This is a genomic window from Streptomyces sp. A2-16, from assembly GCF_018128905.1.
Classification (GTDB): domain Bacteria; phylum Actinomycetota; class Actinomycetes; order Streptomycetales; family Streptomycetaceae; genus Streptomyces.
This window is the reverse complement of record NZ_CP063808.1, coordinates 1,234,224-1,251,374: the sequence shown is the minus strand read 5'-3', so window position 1 is coordinate 1,251,374 and position 17,151 is coordinate 1,234,224. Positions and strand designations below refer to the sequence as shown.

The 17,151-nt window shown below is 70.5% G+C and carries 17 protein-coding genes; 9 read left to right on the top strand and 8 right to left on the bottom strand.

What is annotated here, in order from left to right; all coding sequences use genetic code 11:
• Positions 1 to 44 precede the first annotated feature (44 nt).
• Entirely contained in the window at positions 45 to 1,274 is a 1,230-nt protein-coding gene (gene ilvA, locus IOD14_RS05880; protein WP_123991354.1) for a threonine ammonia-lyase, read from the bottom strand.
• A gap of 163 nt (positions 1,275 to 1,437) precedes the next feature.
• Here ilvA and IOD14_RS05875 point away from each other — a divergent pair, with 163 nt between their 5' ends.
• From IOD14_RS05875 to IOD14_RS05865, 3 genes are all read left to right on the top strand, one after another.
• Complete coding sequence (locus IOD14_RS05875; RefSeq protein ID WP_174269323.1) at positions 1,438 to 1,941, top strand: MarR family transcriptional regulator; 504 nt, start codon at positions 1,438 to 1,440, stop codon at positions 1,939 to 1,941.
• Between the two features lie 138 nt (positions 1,942 to 2,079).
• On the top strand, positions 2,080 to 2,583 hold the full coding sequence (locus IOD14_RS05870) for a sigma factor-like helix-turn-helix DNA-binding protein (RefSeq protein ID WP_123991353.1): 504 nt from the start codon (positions 2,080 to 2,082) through the stop codon (positions 2,581 to 2,583).
• Positions 2,584 to 2,611: 28 nt separating this feature from the next.
• Positions 2,612 to 2,860, top strand: coding sequence for a hypothetical protein (locus IOD14_RS05865; protein WP_212669809.1), 249 nt, complete (start codon positions 2,612 to 2,614; stop codon positions 2,858 to 2,860).
• A 10-nt stretch (positions 2,861 to 2,870) separates the two neighbouring features.
• Here IOD14_RS05865 and IOD14_RS05860 read toward each other — a convergent pair whose 3' ends face one another.
• The gene (locus IOD14_RS05860; RefSeq protein ID WP_123991351.1) at positions 2,871 to 4,028 is read right to left on the bottom strand and encodes a cystathionine gamma-synthase; all 1,158 of its coding nucleotides are present in this window, start codon (positions 4,026 to 4,028) and stop codon (positions 2,871 to 2,873) included.
• A gap of 194 nt (positions 4,029 to 4,222) precedes the next feature.
• On the opposite strand from IOD14_RS05860, the gene IOD14_RS05855 reads away from it, so the two are divergent.
• Together IOD14_RS05855 and IOD14_RS05850 are read left to right on the top strand one after the other, a co-directional pair.
• Entirely contained in the window at positions 4,223 to 5,341 is a 1,119-nt protein-coding gene (locus IOD14_RS05855) for a hypothetical protein (protein WP_123991350.1), read from the top strand.
• 187 nt (positions 5,342 to 5,528) lie between these two features.
• Positions 5,529 to 6,446: a DUF5829 family protein gene (locus tag IOD14_RS05850; protein ID WP_212669808.1), complete on the top strand. Its 918-nt coding sequence runs from the start codon at positions 5,529 to 5,531 to the stop codon at positions 6,444 to 6,446.
• Between the two features lie 116 nt (positions 6,447 to 6,562).
• On the opposite strand, the gene msrA is transcribed toward IOD14_RS05850, so the two are convergent.
• A complete protein-coding gene (gene msrA, locus IOD14_RS05845) occupies positions 6,563 to 7,075 on the bottom strand; it encodes a peptide-methionine (S)-S-oxide reductase MsrA (protein WP_123991348.1) in 513 nt (170 codons plus the stop codon).
• 163 nt (positions 7,076 to 7,238) lie between these two features.
• Between msrA and IOD14_RS05840 the strand changes: the two genes are divergently transcribed.
• Both IOD14_RS05840 and IOD14_RS05835 read left to right on the top strand, forming a co-directional pair.
• A complete protein-coding gene (locus IOD14_RS05840) occupies positions 7,239 to 7,832 on the top strand; it encodes a hypothetical protein (RefSeq protein WP_212669807.1) in 594 nt (197 codons plus the stop codon).
• Positions 7,833 to 7,905: 73 nt separating this feature from the next.
• The gene (locus tag IOD14_RS05835) at positions 7,906 to 8,214 is read left to right on the top strand and encodes a hypothetical protein (protein WP_212669806.1); all 309 of its coding nucleotides are present in this window, start codon (positions 7,906 to 7,908) and stop codon (positions 8,212 to 8,214) included.
• Positions 8,215 to 8,244: 30 nt separating this feature from the next.
• Here IOD14_RS05835 and IOD14_RS05830 read toward each other — a convergent pair whose 3' ends face one another.
• Complete coding sequence (locus IOD14_RS05830; protein ID WP_123991345.1) at positions 8,245 to 8,628, bottom strand: VOC family protein; 384 nt, start codon at positions 8,626 to 8,628, stop codon at positions 8,245 to 8,247.
• Positions 8,629 to 8,756: 128 nt separating this feature from the next.
• Positions 8,757 to 9,797, bottom strand: coding sequence for an NAD(P)-dependent alcohol dehydrogenase (locus IOD14_RS05825; protein ID WP_123991344.1), 1,041 nt, complete (start codon positions 9,795 to 9,797; stop codon positions 8,757 to 8,759).
• A 183-nt stretch (positions 9,798 to 9,980) separates the two neighbouring features.
• Here IOD14_RS05825 and IOD14_RS05820 point away from each other — a divergent pair, with 183 nt between their 5' ends.
• Complete coding sequence (locus IOD14_RS05820) at positions 9,981 to 10,877, top strand: helix-turn-helix transcriptional regulator (protein WP_212669805.1); 897 nt, start codon at positions 9,981 to 9,983, stop codon at positions 10,875 to 10,877.
• On the opposite strand, the gene IOD14_RS05815 is transcribed toward IOD14_RS05820, so the two are convergent.
• Entirely contained in the window at positions 10,868 to 11,638 is a 771-nt protein-coding gene (locus tag IOD14_RS05815; protein ID WP_212669804.1) for an antibiotic biosynthesis monooxygenase, read from the bottom strand. The genes IOD14_RS05820 and IOD14_RS05815 overlap by 10 nt on opposite strands.
• Positions 11,639 to 11,783: 145 nt before the next feature.
• Here IOD14_RS05815 and sigJ point away from each other — a divergent pair, with 145 nt between their 5' ends.
• Positions 11,784 to 12,683 (top strand): RNA polymerase sigma factor SigJ, encoded by a 900-nt coding sequence (gene sigJ, locus IOD14_RS05810; RefSeq protein ID WP_212669803.1) that lies wholly within the window; start codon positions 11,784 to 11,786, stop codon positions 12,681 to 12,683.
• Positions 12,684 to 12,766: 83 nt separating this feature from the next.
• Here sigJ and IOD14_RS05805 read toward each other — a convergent pair whose 3' ends face one another.
• Both IOD14_RS05805 and IOD14_RS05800 read right to left on the bottom strand, forming a co-directional pair.
• Positions 12,767 to 16,090 carry a S8 family peptidase gene (locus tag IOD14_RS05805; protein ID WP_212673217.1) on the bottom strand — a complete coding sequence of 1,108 codons (3,324 nt, stop codon included), beginning with the start codon at positions 16,088 to 16,090 and terminating at the stop codon, positions 12,767 to 12,769.
• A 214-nt stretch (positions 16,091 to 16,304) separates the two neighbouring features.
• Positions 16,305 to 16,988: an ABC transporter ATP-binding protein gene (locus tag IOD14_RS05800; RefSeq protein ID WP_212669802.1), complete on the bottom strand. Its 684-nt coding sequence runs from the start codon at positions 16,986 to 16,988 to the stop codon at positions 16,305 to 16,307.
• Between the last annotated feature and the right edge of the window lie 163 nt (positions 16,989 to 17,151).

Here is a 17,151-nt window from a genome sequence, read left to right as displayed (position 1 = left end):
CTCTCAATGGACTTGCCCGAACGAGTGAACCCCGGCTCGTGACCTCAGTCGATGACCGTGTAGCCCGCCTCGCGCAGAGCTCGGCCGACCTCGGCGCAGTGCTCGGGTCCCTTCGTCTCCAGGTGCAGCTCGACCTCCGCCTCCGCGAGCCCGAGCCGTGGATCGGTCCGGACGTGGCTCACGTCCAGGACATTAGCGTCGACCACTGACAACACCCCGAGAAGCGTCGCGAGGGCCCCGGGCCGATCCGTGAGCCGCAGCCGTACGGCCAGGTAGCGGCCCTGCGCGGCCATGCCGTGCCGCAGGACGCGCTGCAGCAGCACGGGGTCGACGTTGCCACCGGACAGCACCGCGACGACCGGCCCTTCGAAGGCGTCCGGATCGCTCAGCAGAGCGGCGACCGGGCTCGCCCCGGCCGGCTCGACGACCAGCTTGGCCCGCTCCAGGCACAGCAGCAGCGCGGCGGACAGTTCGTCCTCGGTGACCGTGCGGACCTCGTCCACGAGTTCGCCCACGATCCCGAACGGCACGTCCCCGGGCCGACCCACCTTCATGCCGTCGGCCATCGTCGCCGGGTTCTCGATCGACACCGGGTGCCCGGCCGCCAGCGAGGGCGGATACGCGGCCGCGCCCGCCGCCTGCACGCCCACGATCCGCACGTCGGGCCGCAGCGCCTTCACGGCGATCGCGACACCGGCCGCGAGTCCGCCGCCGCCGATGCCGAGGACGATCGTGCGCACCTCCGGGCACTGCTCCAGGATCTCCAGGCCGACCGTGCCCTGGCCCGCGATGACGTCCGGGTGGTCGAAGGGGTGGATGAACACCGCGCCCGTCTCGGCCGCGTACTCCTGCGCGGCGGCCAGCGTCTCGTCGACCACCTGGCCGTGCAGGCGCACCTCCGCGCCGTAGTGCCTGGTGGCGCTGATCTTCGGCAGCGGGGCGCCCTTGGGCATGAACACCGTGGAACGCACGCCGAGCAGTGTGGACGCCAGCGCGACGCCCTGCGCGTGGTTCCCGGCGCTCGCGGCCACCACACCCGCGGCCCGCTCCTCGGGCAGCAGCCCGGCGATCCGGACGTAGGCTCCGCGGAGTTTGAAGGACCCCGTCCGCTGGAGGTTCTCGCACTTGAAGTGCACCGGCGCGCCCACCAGCCGGGTGAGATGGCGGCTGCCCTCCATGGCGGTCGTCCGCGCCACGCCCGACAGCATCTTCTGCGCGCCGCGCACGTCGTCGAGCGTCACCGGCGGCACGGGGTGGGCCTTGCGGTAGTTCATGACTCAAGTCTCGCAGTTCACACGTGCGCGCTCGCGCTGTGACCAACGTCCGAGACGGGTTTGCGCAGCGCCGGTACGGCCCGCCTCCCGGCCGCGTACTCTGTCCCCCAATCCAGCTCCCCCTTCATGAAGTGAGCCTCCGGCCATGCCCACAACACCTGGAATGTCGATGGACATGACGACCGTCGGTGACACCGGTCTTCTCGACACCCTGCAGCACGAGGTGGCGGTCTTCGCCCGTCGTGCCGAACAGACCCGGCTCGGCGGGGTGGGGCAGGTGCGCAATTCCATGGACCGCGCCGCGTACCTGCTGCTCAACCGGCTCGACAAGGAAGGCCCGATGGGCGTCAAGGCGCTCGCGGCGAGCATGGGGATCGACTCGTCGACGGTCACCCGGCAGGTGGCACCGCTCGTCGACACCGGCCTGGTCAAGCGCACCTCGCACCCCGAGGACGGACGCGCGGTCGTCCTTCAGCTGTCCCCGCGCGGGCAGTCCCGGCTGGAGGAAGTGCGCTCCTCCCGGCGTCAGTTGATGGCCGAGCTGACACACGACTGGGCCCCGGAGGAGCGCGAGGCGTTCTGCACGCTCCTGACGCGCTTCAACACCGCGCTGTCCTCCCGGATGTCCGCCCAGGGCGTTCCGGGACCGGAGGCGCAGTCCTCGTAGGCACGCACGCGCGCGTGTACTGCCCCACCTCTTGACCGGACGGCCGCGCCGGGCCTCATATGAGACCGGGTCCTTCGAGACCGGGTCCTCGTGGTCGTACGAAGCCGTCGTACGGCCATCCGCAGGCGGGGAGGTGCGGTGCGGCAACGGCAGGTGTCCCAGGGCACGCGTCGGGCCCGGGAGTTCGAGGCGTTCGTCGCGGGCGCCGCCGGGCGGCTGCTGCATGCCGCGACGCTCCTGACGGCGGAGGCGCCGGACGACAACCCGCGCGCGCGGCGCCTGCTGACGCTGGCGCTCGCCCACACGTACGCGTGCTGGGACCGGCTGCGCGGCGAGGACCCCTACGACCGGACCCGCCAGTACCTCGCCCTGCGCTTCGCCCACGGAGCGTGGCGGCGGCACGGCATCCTGTTCCGCGGCCGCACCCACCCCTCCAGCCCGTTGGCCCGGCTGGCCCCCCAGGAGCGCCTGATCGTGGTGCTGCGACTGTACGAGGGCGTGGCCGAGGAACAGGCCGCGGCCCTGCTCGGTCTGCCCACGGAACGCGTGCACACGATCTGCGACCGGGCGACGGCCACGCTCCTGCACCCGCCGCGGGGGCCGGCTCCGGCGGTCGTGGGGGCGAAGGTGGCGGCGTCATGACAGGGGCGGCCCGCCCCGGGAGGTGCGCGTGAACCGGACCCAGCGCGAGGCGGCCGTGCGACAGCTCATGGAGCGGGTGTCGCCGCAGGTGCCCGCGGACCTGTACGGGGACGCCGTACGGCGCGGGTCGCGCATGCTGCGGCGCAGGGTGGCGGCGCGCCGGCTCATGTGGCTGGTGCTGTTCGCCGCGAGTGTGGCTTTCGTGGTGTGGGCGCTGACCGCGCGCCCGTGGGCGGAGCCGCCGTCCACGACGACTCCACCGATGACGGGCTGGTGAGCCGGTCCCGCTAGCCGGCCAGCGCCTGCTGGAGGTCCTCCAGCAGGTCGTCGACGTTCTCGATGCCCACGGACAGGCGAACGAGGTCGGCGGGGACCTCCAGGGCCGAGCCCGCCACGGACGCGTGGGTCATCCGGCCGGGGTGCTCGATCAGCGACTCGACGCCGCCCAGGGACTCCCCCAGTGTGAAGATCCTGGCGCGGTTGCAGACCTCGACGGCCGCCTCCTCGCCGCCTTCCACGCGGAAGGAGACCATGCCGCCGAAGGACCGCATCTGCTTCGCCGCGACCTCGTGGCCGGGGTGGTCCTCCAGGCCGGGGTAGAGCACCTGCGTCACGCGCGCGTGCCGGGTCAGCATGTCGGCGATCTTCGTGGCGTTCTCGCTGTGCCGGTCCATGCGCACCGACAGCGTCTTGGCGCCGCGCAGCACCAGCCAGGAGTCGAAGGGCCCGGCGACCGCGCCCATCGCGTTCTGGTGGTACGCCAGCTCCTCGCCGAGCGTCTCGTCGGCGGTGACCAGGGCGCCGCCCACGACGTCGGAGTGGCCGCCCATGTACTTGGTCAGGGAGTGCACGACGACATCGGCGCCCAGCGACAGCGGCTGCTGCAGGTAGGGCGTGGCGAAGGTGTTGTCGACGACGAGCCTCGCGCCCGCGTCCCGGGAGACCTGGGCGACGGCGGCGATGTCGGTGATGCCGAGCAGCGGGTTGGAGGGGGTCTCCACCCACACGACCTTGGTCTTCGGGGTGATGGCGGCCCTTACGGCGGCCGGGTCGCTGGTGTCGGCGACCGACCACTCGACGCCCCAGCGGGCGACGACCTTCGCGAAGAGGCGGAACGTGCCGCCGTACGCGTCGTTGGGGATGACCACGTGGTCGCCGGGGCTGAGCAGCGTACGCAGCAGGCAGTCCTCGGCCGCCAGTCCGGACGCGAACGCGAGGCCCCGGCGGCCGCCTTCGAGGGCGGCGAGGTTCTCCTCCAGGGCGGTGCGGGTCGGGTTGGCGCTGCGGCTGTACTCGTAGCCGCCGCGCAGACCGCCCACGCCGTCCTGCTTGTAGGTCGAGACCTGGTAGATCGGCGGGACCACCGCGCCGGTGAGGGGGTCCGCGGTGTTGCCCGCGTGGATCGCGAGGGTCTCGAAGTGCTGACTGATGTGCCTGTCGCTCATGGGCTCCGAGGGTAGTCCGCCCGACGGGCCGATGGCGGACGGCGGGCTCCGCAGGGCCGTACGGCAGGGTTTTCCCCAGGCGTTCGGGCCGGTCCCGGTGAGTTTTCCCCAGGATTCCGGGCCGGCCCGGGGAGTTTTCCACAGGGCGCGGACCGGGTTGGGCAATTGTCGGCGGCGTCTGGAACTCTTGGGGCATGGAGATTCTCTGGGTCCTGATGGCGGCGGTCCTGCTGAGCTTCGTGCTGCTCCCGTTCCTGCGGCGCAGGCGGGGCGGGATCGAGCAGGTCCCGGCGGGCCACCCGGACGCCGCGGACCCGGCGGACTACGGCTTCGTGCGGCAGGAGGAGCTGGACATCCGCATGCCCGGCCCCGACCAGGACCTGCTGGACGTCCTGGACCTGGTGCAGCGCACGCAGGACTACAAGGCGGCCTCCCAGCTCCTCTCCGGCACCGAGCGCGAGGGCGAGCGGCGCTGGCAGCGCGTGCAGGCATTCGCCGGGGCCGCCTCGCTGGAACTGCAGCAGCGGCCGGGCGGGGTCTCCGAGGCGCCGGGCGGGCAGTGGCTGCGGGTGTGGCGGACCGAGCAGCCCAAGGACGCGGGCGGCGCGGCCGTGCACGCGGAGTTCCTGGTGCAGCAGGCGTGGCGCACGTCGACGCCGGGCACGGACGAGTTCCGGATCATCATGGAGGAGGCGAAGGCGGCCTGCGGCCAAGCGGCGCTGCTGGCCCCGGGCGACCCGGTCCCGTACATCGTCGAGCTCTCCGTCGCACGCGGACTGGCCTATTCCCAGTCGGAGTTCGAGCAGCTGTGGCTGAAGATCCTGGACCGCGCGCCGAACCACATGGGGGCGCATCTGGCCGCGCTGCACTACTGGTGCGAGAAGTGGCACGGCTCGCGGGAGCTGGCGTACAGCTTCGCGGAGGCGGCGGCCGCCCGGGCCCCGCGCGGTTCGCTCCTCGCGGCGATGCCGTTGTTCGCGGTCTTCGAGCATCTGCCCGAGGTGAACCTGGTCAGCGGTTTCTACCGGAGCGAGGTCGTGACCAAGGCGATCCACGGCGCGCTGCACGCCGTGCACTCGGCCCGCGCCGACGACCCGATGCTGGCCCACGTCCGCCATCTGCTGGTCTTCTTCCTGGTGCGCGGCGAGCGCTGGGCGGAGGCCATGAGCCAGCTGGTGCACATCGACGGCCATGTCGGTGCCCTGCCCTGGACTCTGTCCGCCGATCCGGCCGCGGAGTTCGCGATATACCGGGCGCTGGCGGTCGCGGGATACGAGGCGAACGGCGGAAGCCCGGCGACGCTGACGCAGTGATCGACCGGACGTCGTCCGAGGGTGTCCGGGGTCGGCTCGGCGGTCGGCCGTATCCCGTGGCTCTCGGGGCGGCACGACACCCCGCCGCACGCCGGGTGGCAAGCACTTCGACCTCGTTGGAAAGGAACCGCGGTCGTCGCCTCCCCGACCTACGATCGCCCGCATGGGGATACAGCGGATATTACGGATGATCGTCGTGCTCGTCGCGGCCCTCGCCGCAGCGATCGGGGGCGCCGTGGGAACGGCACAGGCCGAGGGGAGCCGGTCCTCGTCCGACCGGCAGTTGTTGTTCTACAACCACTCCTACGGGGTGCTCGACCGGGAGACCGCCGACGCCATCGAACACTCCGACTACCTGAAGGACTTCGCCAACTTCCTGGTCCGCACCACGACCGGCACCGGCGGGCAGACCTGGACCGGCCGCTACCTGATGGGCCGCGAGACCTACTTGGAACTGTTCGGAGTCGGGGACATCTCCGGCCCGGACGGCACCCTGGGCTCCGCGGGGCTGGGCCTGTCGACGGAACGGGACGGCGACCTGGCGACGGTCACCGAGCGGCTGAGGAACGAAGGGGTCACCCCCATCGACTTCCTCCAGACGCGGGACTTCGGTGACGGTGTGCCCGTGCCGTGGTTCGACGCCGTCCTCACCGCCACCGAGTACGACGCCTTCAACGCGTGGGCGATGGAGTACCGGCCGGAGTACTTCGCCGATCCCCGCAGCAAGACCGAGCCGCCGAGTTTCCCCGGTGACGTCGGCAGGGAACGCGTGCTGTCCGACGACTACAGCACCCACCTGATGCGTGACGTGACGTCCATCCGCGTCGCGGTCACCGAGGGTGACCTGGCCGACACAGTGCCGCTGCTGCGGGCCGGCGGGTTCGCCGTCAAGGGCGTGGCGGGCGGTGGAGTCGTCGCGCAGGGGGGCGGCACCGCGATCCGGTTCGACGTCGTCCCGCGCGAGCGGGCGGGCCTGCAGCGGGTCGACATGTCACTCAACCGGCCTGTGAAGGACCGGCACGTGGAGCGGATCGGTCACTCGACCCTCACCGTCGGCCCCGGCAGCCGTGCCGTGTGGACCTTCGCCGCGAACGGCACCCGGTAGGCGGGCAGATGACGGGTGCGCCCCGGCGAGGGGCGCACCTTCATGTCCGGAACCGGAGCGGGGTGCGTCACGGGGACGAACCCTTCAGCTCTGCGGAGCCTGCGCTGCTCCGCCGGTCAGCCCTCGGTGCGGGCGGGCAGCCGCCATCCCGGGCGCGGGAAGTGGCAGGTGTAGCCGTCCGGGTAGCGCTGGAGGTAGTCCTGGTGCTCGGGCTCGGCCTCCCAGAAGGGGCCGACCGGCTCCACCTCGGTGACGACCTTGCCGGGCCACAGGCCGGAGGCGTCCACGTCCGCGATGGTGTCCTCGGCGATCCGCTTCTGCTCGTCGTCCACGTAGTAGATCGCGGAGCGGTAGCTGAGGCCGATGTCGTTGCCCTGGCGGTTCTTGGTGCTCGGGTCGTGGATCTGGAAGAAGAACTCCAGGAGCGCGCGGTAGTCGGTCTGCTCGGGGTCGTAGAGGATCTCGATGGCCTCCGCGTGCGTGCCGTGGTTGCGGTAGGTCGCGTTCGGCACGTCACCGCCGGTGTATCCCACACGGGTCGCCGTCACGCCCGGAAGGCGACGGATCAGCTCCTCCATCCCCCAGAAGCATCCGCCCGCCAGCACGGCCCTCTGTGTCTGCGCGGCCATTACGGCCCTCCCAATCTGTCGGCTCGGTCACTCGGGCGGGCCACTGTGCTCACACATCACCGGCATTCTGCGCCCACCCCCCTCAACGCACGAGCGCTCCGGACGATTCCGGGCCGCCCGACCGGGCGCGTCCCCTGGCGGGCGGACAGGCGATCATGGCGGGGTGACAGCACTCTCGCCGTATCAGCAGACCCTGCGTGACCGGTTGCTCGCGGTGCCCGTGGTGGCCGCGCCCGCTCCCTGGCGGCCGGTGTTCGAGAGCTGCGCCGCCGTCGGCGGACTGCTCGGCATCGGCTTCGCGACGCACCCCGACAGCGGCGACGACCTGCTGATGGTCGTCTCGCACGACGGTCACGGTCTCTTCGACGCCGTCAGCGGCGAGCGGCTCGCCCGGGACCGGGACCCCGATCCCGGGAGCAGTACGCCGGACACGACCGCGGATCTGACCTGCCCGGGCCTCGGACCGGTCGCCGGCCACAGGGTGCACATCGCGGGGCTGTTCGGCGGCGGGCTCCACACCACGGCCACCGGCGGCTGGTCCGTGGACGTCGTCGCCCCGGCCTGGCCGAACGAGCGTGTGCTGCTCTCCCGGGGCAGCGGAATGCCCCACAGCGATCCGCACGGCGAACGGTGGTGGCACATTTTCCACTCCGACTGCTCCGAGCTCCGAGCCGTCGGCTTCTCCCCTTCCGGCCGCACCCTCGCCGTCGCGACGAGCAGCGACGTGACCCTGTGGACCCGCGCGCCGAGCCGGTGATTCACCGAGGCGCCGACGCGGGCTCCGCACGCCCCGCACCAGTCCACGATCACCGTCCACGGGAAGGTGCGCCATGACCCACTACCTGCGGTTCTTCTTCGAGGCCGGTGTGGACACCCCGCTGTGGCCGGAGGACACGGCCAGTCCGTACGGCTGCCCCTGCGAGTTGGCGCGCCTGCCGATCAAGCCGGAGACACGGGCCGAGTTGGCCAGGTTGAGCGAGTGGTACCAGTCGTCGATCGACTGGGATTATCCGCCGAATCCTTCGCCGTGGTCCGAGGAGGAGCTGCAGCGGTTCAAGGAGCAGGCGGGCAGCGCACTGGAGGTGTTGCGTCGAGAGCTGGGTGCGGGCTGGGTCGTCCGGGACGAGAGCCTGCTCTGAGGCCGGCCGGACCGCCTCCGGGACGCCGCGTCAGGCCCCGCTGCCGTAGGGGCGGGTCAGGATCTCCAGCCGATGACCGTCCGGGTCGTCGAAGTACGCGCCGCGGCCGCCGTCGTTGTGGTTGATCTCGCCGGGGCGGTGGTGGAAGGGATCCGCCCAGTACATCAGCCCCGCCTCCCGGACCCGGGCGAAGATCGTGTCGAAGTCGTCCTCGGAGACGAGGAACGCGTAGTGCTGGGGCGTGATCTCGTCGGTCGTGTCCATGAAGTCGAGGGTCACGCCGTTGGGGATCTCGACCGGGATGAAGGGGCCGTACTGCGGGCTCACGCTCAGGCCCAGGATGTCGGCGAGAAACCGGGCGGAGGTGTGCTTGTCGTGTGCGGCGACGATGGTGTGGTTCAGCTGAACGGTCATCGTGAAGCCCTCCTCCTTCCGACCCTACTGCGCGAGCGGTCGGGGGGAGCCCTGCGTGGATCCAGGGCGCCCGGTCCGCGGAAAGGGCCCCGGCATCAGACCGGGGCCCTTCGTTCACGCGGTGGGTGTCAGATCGTCGCCGTGTCGATCACGAACCGGTACCGCACGTCGCTGTTGACGACCCGCTCGTACGCCTCGTTGACCTCCGCCGCGGCGATCAGCTCGATCTCGGCGCCGATGCCGTGCTCCGCGCAGAAGTCCAGCATCTCCTGGGTCTCGGCGATGCCTCCGATCGCCGAACCGGCGAGGGTCTTGCTGCCGCCGATGAGGGAGAAGAGGTTCAGGGAGACCGGCTCCTCGGGGGCACCGACGTTCACCAGGGCGCCGCCGGCCTTGAGGAGGCCGAGGTAGGCGCCGAAGTCCAGCGGGGCCGAGACCGTGGAGAGGATGAGGTCGAAGGAGCCGGCCAGCTCCTTGAAGGTGTTCTCGTCGCTGGTCGCGTAGTAGTGGTCGGCGCCCAGCTTGAGGCCGTCGTCCTTCTTGCGCAGCGACTGGGAGAGGACGGTGACCTCCGCGCCCAGCGCGTGCGCGATCTTGACGCCCATGTGGCCGAGCCCGCCCAGGCCGATCACGGCGACCTTCTTGCCGGGGGCGGCGCCCCAGCGCTTGAGCGGGGAGTAGGTGGTGATGCCGGCGCACAGCAGCGGCGCGGCCTCGTCGAGGGACAGGCCCTCGGGGATGCGGACGACGAAGTTCTCGTCGACGACGACCTTCTCGGAGTAGCCGCCGTACGTGGGCTCGCCGTCCTTGCCGACGGAGTTGTACGTGCCGACGTTGCCGCCGGTGCAGTGCTGCTCCAGGCCGGCCTTGCAGTTGTCGCACTCACGGCAGGAGTCGACGAGGCAGCCGACGCCCACACGGTCGCCGACCTTGTACTTGGTGACACCGGGGCCGACCTCGGAGACGATGCCCGCGATCTCGTGGCCCGGGACCATCGGGAAGATGGCCTCGCCCCAGCCCTCACGGGCCTGGTGGATGTCGGAGTGGCAGATGCCCGCGAACTTGATGTCGATCAGCACGTCGTGCTCGCGGACCGCGCGGCGCTCGATGGTGGTGCGCTCCAGGGGTGCCTTGGCGGCGGGTGCGGCGTATGCGGCGACAGTGGTCATGCCGGGGTTTCTCCTAGCGGGGGGTCCGTGCCCGGCTGCCTTCTGTCTGTCCATCCGTCCGGGCACGATCACCAGCGTGCCCCAGGAACGGGGATTCACCCAGGCCACGGCTCTGCGTACGTCCGGCGGTCCTACTACTGGCGGGGACAGGATGCTGTGCGTACGACCAGGAATACTTGACGTATGGACGACATGGCCGAGAACCGGACCGGAGGCGGCTCGCTGGACCGGCGTGCCGAGCTCAGCGAGTTCCTGCGCACCCGGCGGGCCCGGCTGAAGCCGGAGGACGTGGGGCTGCCGGACTTCGGGCGGCACCGCAGGGTGCCCGGGCTGCGGCGCGAGGAGCTGGCGCAGCTGGCGGGCGTCTCGGTGGCGTACTACACGCGCCTGGAGCAGGGCAACGGACGGAACGTCTCGGCGGAGGTCCTCGACGCGATCTCCCGCGCGCTGCGGCTGAGCGACGCCGAGCACGCGCACCTCATGCATCTGGCGAAGCCGAAGCAGCAGAAGAAGAAGGCGACCGCGCGGAGCGAGCAGGTGCGCGGTGCCGTGCGGCAGCTGCTGGACTCCATCGAGGTCCCGGCGTACGTCTCGGGGCGGCGCTCCGACATCCTCGCCTGGAACCGGATGGCGGCGGCGGTCTTCGGGGACTGGTCGCAGCTGCCGGTGCAGGAGCGGAACTGGGCCCGGCTGGTGTTCCTGAGGCCGGAGTACCGCGACCTGTTCGTGGAGTGGGACCAGAAGGCGTACGACATGGTCAGCTATCTGCGCATGAACGCGGGCTGCCATCCCGACGACCCGGCCCTGTCCGCCCTGGTGGGTGAACTCTCCGTCAAGAGCGAGGAGTTCAGGCGTCTGTGGGCCATGCACGACGTCAAGGAGAAGAACTACGGCGTCAAGCGGCTGTGTCACCCCCTGGTCGGTGAACTGACCCTCAACTTCGAGTCGTTCCCGCTGTCCGACGGCACCGAGCAGGCCCTGATCACCTACCACGCGGAGCCGGGCTCCCCGTCGGCGGAGGCCCTGCGACTGCTGTCCAGCTGGGGAACGGACGCGTTCCACGCGAGCCCTCAGCCCTGATACGGCCGCGCGGCTCCCCAGTTCCACCTCGGCACCGGCTGCTCGGCGGGCGGCTTCGCGTCGGGGCCGGAGAAGTACACCGCGAGCCGGGTGCCCCACTCCACGTAGGCGAGGAACGCCGAGCGGAACTCCGCGTCGGTGGGCAGGCCCGCCTCGTCGGCCGCGTCCTGGATGAGGTTGACCCAGCGGCGGCGCTGCGGCTCGGTGATGCCGCGGCCCATGTGCTTGGCGACCATGTGCCCGTGCCCGCCCTGTGTCTCGGAGTAGGCGGACGGCCCTCCGAAGACCTCCGCGAGCCACAGGGCGACATGCTCGGCGTGCTCGGGGGCCAGGCCCTCGAACACCGGGGCCAGGACGTCGTCGGCCAGGACCTTCTCGTAGAACACCGTGGTCAGCCGGGCGAAGGCCTCCGCGCCGCCGGCCCACGCGTACAGGGTGGGCACCGAGGCGCCGGCCCCCCGTACGGTCGTCGGCTTGTAGTGGCGCATCTCCTCGATGCTCTCGATGTACGGCTGGATCTCGGCGAGGAAGTCCGGGAACAGGTCCGACTTGCGGAAGCCCTCCAGGTGGTCCTCGGTGGAGGTCCAGGTGATGCGCAGGACGTAGTGCTCGAAGTCCTCCTCGCAGCGCGCCAGTTCGTAGTCGACGCACTGCGGGGCCGCCGCCAGTTGCACCGAGGCGTGGGTGTAGGCGGACAGGAACTCCGCCGAGCGGTCTGCCGGGATGCGGTAGCGGATGTACTCGACGGTCTCTGTGGTCATGTCCTTACACAAACACGGGCACCCCGCCGGAGGCTGCCCCTTTGACCCGGAGTTCGCTGAGGGCTCAGTCGGAGGCCGTCGGTCCGCGTGTGGACGTCACTTATCGGGACGCTGTCGCGTCGTACCGGTAAAGGAGGGAACCGTCATGAGCACACCGTCCGAGCCGGCCCTGAGCGCGATCATGGGTGAGCGGCGCCGGCTGATCAATCTCGCGTACCGGCTCCTCGGGTCCCTGGCGGACGCCGAGGACGTCGTGCAGGAGACGTACGCCCGCTGGTACGCCATGTCCGCCGAGCAGCGGCGGGCGATCAGGTCGCCGGGCGGCTGGCTGACCACGGTCGCCGGGCGCATCTGCCTGGACCTGCTCGGCTCGGCGCGGGCCAGGCGGGAGAGGTACGTCGGTGAGTGGCTCCCGGAGCCGCTGCCGGAGAGCGCGGAGTGGCCCGGTCCGCCGGCGGATCCGGCCGACCGGGTCACCCTCGACGAGTCGGTCGGCATGGCGTTCCTGGTGGTGCTGGAGTCGATGACCCCCGCCGAGCGGGTGGCGTTCATCCTGCACGACGTCTTCCGCTACCCGTTCCCCGACGTGGCCGAGATCGTCGGCCGTACTCCGGCGGCCTGCCGTCAGCTGGCCGTCTCCGCCCGTCGGCGTGTGCGGGAGGCGGGGCCTCCGGCGGCTTCCCCGGTCCGCGACGCGGGCGTGGTCCGGGATTTCAAGGAGGCCTGGCAGGCCGCGGACATCGCCGGTCTGGTCCGGCTTCTCGACCCGAACGCGGTGGCGACCAGCGACGGCGGGGGACTCGTCAGCGCCCTGCCCGTGCCGCTGCACGGCGGTGAGCCGATCGCCCGTTTCCTGGCCGGCCTCGTCACCGCGGCCTCAGGACTGGTCCTGGTGGAGCGCACGGTCAACGGCCGGCCCGGCCTGGTGGTCCAGGTGGACGACACCGTCCAGGCGGTCCTCGCCCTCGATGTCGAGGACGACCGGGTCACCCGTGTCTGGGCGGTGCGGAACCCGGAGAAGCTGCGGCCCTGGACGGCGGGCTGACGGCAACGGCAGGCTGACGGCATGCGAGAGGCCCGCCGGAAGCAGTGCTTCCGGCGGGCCTCCCCGCTATCGCTTCCTGCAGGTCACTTCCCGTAGTAGGCGTTGTAGATCGAGATCGTCGACTTGTTGCCCTTCTTGTCGGCGATCTTGGCGTGGAAGGAGATCGCCTTCCCCTTCGCCGGGTTCTTCACGGTGATCTTGCCGCCCGAGACCGTGACCTTCTTCCAGGTCTGGCCGTAGTCGTACGACACGTACACCGCGAGGGACTTCAGGTTGGAGCCCTTGGCGGAGCCCTCGACGGTCAGCGGGATCGTGGCCGTCTTGCCGGCCTCGACCCTGCTGTCCAGACCCGTCTTCGCGTTGAAGCGGACCATGGAGGCGGGCAGCTTGGTGAAGTCGGTCGTCTTCTTGGACGAGAACGTCCAGCTGGCGTCGATCCGGGTGGAGGCCGCCGCGACCTTGACGCTGCGCTTGACCGAGGTCGTCAGCTTGTAGTTGGCCTGGCCGGCCGGGACCTTGAACGTCTTCTCGCCGAACAGCGGGTCGTCGTTCGAGCCCACCTTGACGCCGTTCTTGTACAGCGTGGTGTTGACCGAGGTGAACAGCGAGGAACCGGCGTGGCCCTGGCCGTCCGCGAACAGCGGGAGGGAGCCGAGGATCTCGTTGCCGTCGCGGTACAGACCGAAGTTGGCGTTGAGATGCGGGCCGAAGACCGCGGTGTTGAAGGTCTTCGCGTACGACTTGCCGCCCTGGAAGGACTGCGCGGCACCGAGCGTGTAGAACGCGTCGGCGATCGGGAAGCCGTCCGGGTCGACACCGCTGTCCTGCTCGAAGTCCATCTCCCACTTGACGCCGCTGAGAGTGGACAGGTTCAGGGTGCGGGTGCCGGGCAGGGTCTGCTGAATGCCGATCGAGGAGGCGGAGAAGGAGCCGGGCAGCCAGCCCACGGCGCCGATCGAGCCCTTCTTGTTGCTCGCCGCCGCGCCCAGGCCGACCTTCACCTTGGCCAGCTCGCTCGCCTTGTAGTGCTTGGTGTAACCGGTGGCGAACTGCTTGACCTTGCCGCCGGCCACGGTGTCGTACTGCTCGGTGGCGCCCTTGCTCCAGTGGCCGTCGAACTGCTCGATGAGCGAGCCGTCGGTCACCTGCGGGCCGAAGTGCGCGGTACGGAAGCCCGCGTACGAGTCCAGGAACCAGCCGTAGCCGTAACCGCCGTTGGCCGTGTTGACCTGGAAGCCGGGCGAGGCGAACTCCGACTTGGCGGCCGTGTCCGGCACGGTGATGTCGACCGGCTTGGCCTTGCGCGCGTCCAGCGTGATCGTCGTGTTCTTGGTGACGTTCAGCTTCGGCTGGACCATCCAGTCGGCGCCCTTGGTGCCGTCCTCCGGGTCCACGAAGTACGCGGAGTTGAGGATGTAGGCGCCCTTGGGCGCGCGGACGGTGACCGAGCCGTCCTCCTCGTACGGCGTGAACCACTTGCCGTTGGCGAGGCCGGAGATGCCGGTCAGGTCCGCACCGTAGTTCTTGGTGGGCTTGCCGTCACGGTCGAGGACGTTCAGCGTGACGTCGTACGACTCGACCTCGCGCTGCACCGCGGCCGCCGTGCGGACGGTCTGGCCGCCGCCCGTCGCGGTCACGTACGCCGAGTAGGCACCGTCGAGCGTGCCGCCCAGCTTGGTGTTGACGACGAGGTCGACGGAGGCCTTGCCGCCGTTCGCCGGGACCGTCACCGTGGTGGCGCCCAGCTTGAAGAAGCCGGCCGGAGCGGCCTGCCCCTTCGGGTTGGTGGCCGTCGATGACAGCTTCAGCGTGACGTCCTTCGTACCGAGGTTGCGGTACGTCACCTGCTTGGTGACCGGCTTGTCGTCGGTGTGCGGCCACAGCTGCGTGCCGAAGCTCACCGACACCGGGTCGGCGATGACGGTCTGCTTGATGGCCTTGTCGACCTGAATACGGCCCGAACCCTGCTGGAACGGGGTGTACTTGCCGCCCTTGGTGGAACCCGTCAGGGCGCCCTTGAGCTCGGCGTAGCCCCAGTCCGGGTGCTCCTGCTTGAGGATCGCCGCCGCGCCCGCGACATGCGGGGTCGCCATCGACGTACCGGAGATGGTGAGGTAGCCGGCCGGCTTCTCGCCGACCTCCTTGGCGATGAGGCTGCCGGGAGCGGCGGCCGCGGTGATGTCCACGCCGGGCGCGGTCACATCGGGCTTGATCTGGCCGTCGAGGCCGGGGCCGGTGCTGGAGAAGGACGCCAGCTTGTCCTTGTCGTCGACCGCGCCGACGGTCAGAGCCGAGGCGGCGCTGCCCGGGGAGCCGATGGTCTGGTCGCCGAAGTCGCCCTCGTTGCCTGCGGCGATGGCGAACAGGATGCCCTTGGTCTCCGAGAGCTTGTTGACCTCGGCTTCCAGCGGGTCGATCGCCGGGGTGTCGCCGCCGCCCAGGCTCAGGTTGACGACGTCGGCGCCCTGCTCGGCCGCCCACTCCATGCCGGCGAGGATCTCCGAGTCCTCGCCGAAGCCGTCGTCGCTGAGCACCTTGCCGTTGAGGAGCTTGGCGCCCGGCGCCACGCCCTTGTACTTGCCGTTCGACTTCTTGCCGGTGCCCGCCGCGATGGAGGCGACGTGGGTGCCGTGGCCGAACTTGTCGGTCGCGTCGGCGGAGGTCGAGAAGTTCTTCGAGGCGATCACCTGGTCCTTGAGGTCCGGGTGGGTCGCGTCGACACCGGTGTCCAGGACGGCGATCTTGACGCCCTTGCCGTCGTAGCCGGCTGCCCAGGCGGTCGGGGCGCCGATCTGCGGCACGGACTTGTCGAGGCTGGCCTTGCGGACGCCGTCGAGCCAGACGTGCGCGATGCCGGAGGCGGTCTTGTCGCCGTTGGTGACCGCGTCCCACAGCTCGGGCGCGTCCTCCTTCGGCGTCTGCACCGCGTCGGCGTTCAGCGAGGTCAGGGTGTGGCGGAGCGTGCCCGCGTCCCGGACGTCGCCCTTGGCCGCGCTCGCGGCGCCCTTGTAGCCGACGATCACCTTCAGTCCCTTGCTCTGGGACTTGCGGGTGGCGGCCTTGTTGAGCTCGGTGACGTCGAACAGGCGCTGGTCGAGCTTGCCGCTCGACACCAGGCGCACGACGTCGGACGGCAGCACAAAGGTGTGGCCGTCGGCCTTGCGGAGCTGGACGGGTATGTGTTCCCGGCCCTTCGCGGGCTCCAGGCCCACGACACGGCCCTTCGCGTCGACGACGACGCGGTCACCGGTGATCAGGGTGATGCGGTGCTTGGGTGCGAGCTGTGCCTTGTTGGTCTGCGCGACGCTCGCGGTCTGCTGCGCGTCCGCCGACGCCGGGCTGGTCATGCCCGCCGCGAGCGCTACCGCGGCCGCCGTGGCGATCGTGGCCACGCATGCCTTTTTCACTTGTCTGCGCAAGATTCCCCCTTGCAGAAGGACCGGGTGAATTCCCCGTTCACCCGGGCGGGGGGAGACTCGCACGCCTATGCGTGCACCCCCCGGTTCCCGAAGTATGCCGAGGGGTGATCACGACCTCAATAGACAACCGGCTGACAGCAAAGTCTGTTACAAGACTGCCGGATTCAGGGGGTGTTGGGGCTTCGGCCGCCGAGGCTTCCGGTCAGGAGGGGGCGTTCTCCTTCACCGTGATCCTCCCTTTGCGGATGGTGGCGACGCGCGGGGCCTTCCGCGCGATGGCGGAGTCGTGGGTGACCATGATGAAGGTCAACCCCAGCTCCTTCCACATGCGTTCGAGTACGTCCATGATCTCGTCGCGCATCGACTCGTCGAGGTTGCCGGTGGGTTCGTCGGCGAGGAGCACCTTCGGCTGCTTGACGAGGGCGCGGGCGATGGCGACCCGCTGCTGCTGTCCTCCGGACATCTCGGAGGGCAGGTGCGCGAGCCGTTCCCCGAGCCCGACGGAGGTGAGGGCCTCGGCCGCCCGCTCGCGCCGCTCCCTGGCCTTCACGCCCAGGGGTACGAGGGCGGTCTCGACGTTCTCCTGGGCGGTGAGGGTGGGGATGAGGTTGAAGGACTGGAAGACGAACCCGATGTTCTCGCTGCGGACCTTCGTCAGCCTGGCCTCCGACAGCTTCGCCAAGTCGGTGCCGTCCAGGACGACTTCGCCCTCCGTGGGCTTGTCCAGGCCGCCGAGCATCTGGAGGAGGGTGGACTTGCCGCCGCCGGTGGGCCCCTGGATGACGAGCCGGTCCCCGTCGGCGATGGTGAGATCGACACCGGCGAGCGCGTCGACGGTGTCCTTGCCTCGGGAGTAGCGCTTGGTGACGCTTCTGAGTTCGTACATGGTGAGCTCCTGGGTGGGGTGGGGTTCGGGGCGTGCGGTGGGGTGTCGGGGTCGTGCGGTGGGGTTCGGGGGGCGTGCGGTGGGGTGTCGGCCGCGGGTGAGCGGGGGCCGGTCGCGCAGTTCCCCGCGCCCCTCGGTGGGTGCGCCGGGCGTACGTCGAGAG

What these genes read in the sequence shown, in the direction of transcription:
- ilvA (WP_123991354.1), bottom strand. Translation starts at nt 1,274, where the DNA reads ATGAACTACCGCAAGGCCCACCCCGTGCCGCCGGTGACGCTCGACGAC.
- IOD14_RS05875 (WP_174269323.1), top strand. Translation starts at nt 1,438, where the DNA reads ATGTCGATGGACATGACGACCGTCGGTGACACCGGTCTTCTCGACACC.
- IOD14_RS05860 (WP_123991351.1), bottom strand. Translation starts at nt 4,028, where the DNA reads ATGAGCGACAGGCACATCAGTCAGCACTTCGAGACCCTCGCGATCCAC.
- IOD14_RS05855 (WP_123991350.1), top strand. Translation starts at nt 4,223, where the DNA reads ATGGAGATTCTCTGGGTCCTGATGGCGGCGGTCCTGCTGAGCTTCGTG.
- IOD14_RS05850 (WP_212669808.1), top strand. Translation starts at nt 5,529, where the DNA reads ATGATCGTCGTGCTCGTCGCGGCCCTCGCCGCAGCGATCGGGGGCGCC.
- msrA (WP_123991348.1), bottom strand. Translation starts at nt 7,075, where the DNA reads ATGGCCGCGCAGACACAGAGGGCCGTGCTGGCGGGCGGATGCTTCTGG.
- IOD14_RS05835 (WP_212669806.1), top strand. Translation starts at nt 7,906, where the DNA reads ATGACCCACTACCTGCGGTTCTTCTTCGAGGCCGGTGTGGACACCCCG.
- IOD14_RS05830 (WP_123991345.1), bottom strand. Translation starts at nt 8,628, where the DNA reads ATGACCGTTCAGCTGAACCACACCATCGTCGCCGCACACGACAAGCAC.
- IOD14_RS05825 (WP_123991344.1), bottom strand. Translation starts at nt 9,797, where the DNA reads ATGACCACTGTCGCCGCATACGCCGCACCCGCCGCCAAGGCACCCCTG.
- IOD14_RS05820 (WP_212669805.1), top strand. Translation starts at nt 9,981, where the DNA reads ATGGACGACATGGCCGAGAACCGGACCGGAGGCGGCTCGCTGGACCGG.
- IOD14_RS05815 (WP_212669804.1), bottom strand. Translation starts at nt 11,638, where the DNA reads ATGACCACAGAGACCGTCGAGTACATCCGCTACCGCATCCCGGCAGAC.
- sigJ (WP_212669803.1), top strand. Translation starts at nt 11,784, where the DNA reads ATGAGCACACCGTCCGAGCCGGCCCTGAGCGCGATCATGGGTGAGCGG.
- IOD14_RS05800 (WP_212669802.1), bottom strand. Translation starts at nt 16,988, where the DNA reads ATGTACGAACTCAGAAGCGTCACCAAGCGCTACTCCCGAGGCAAGGAC.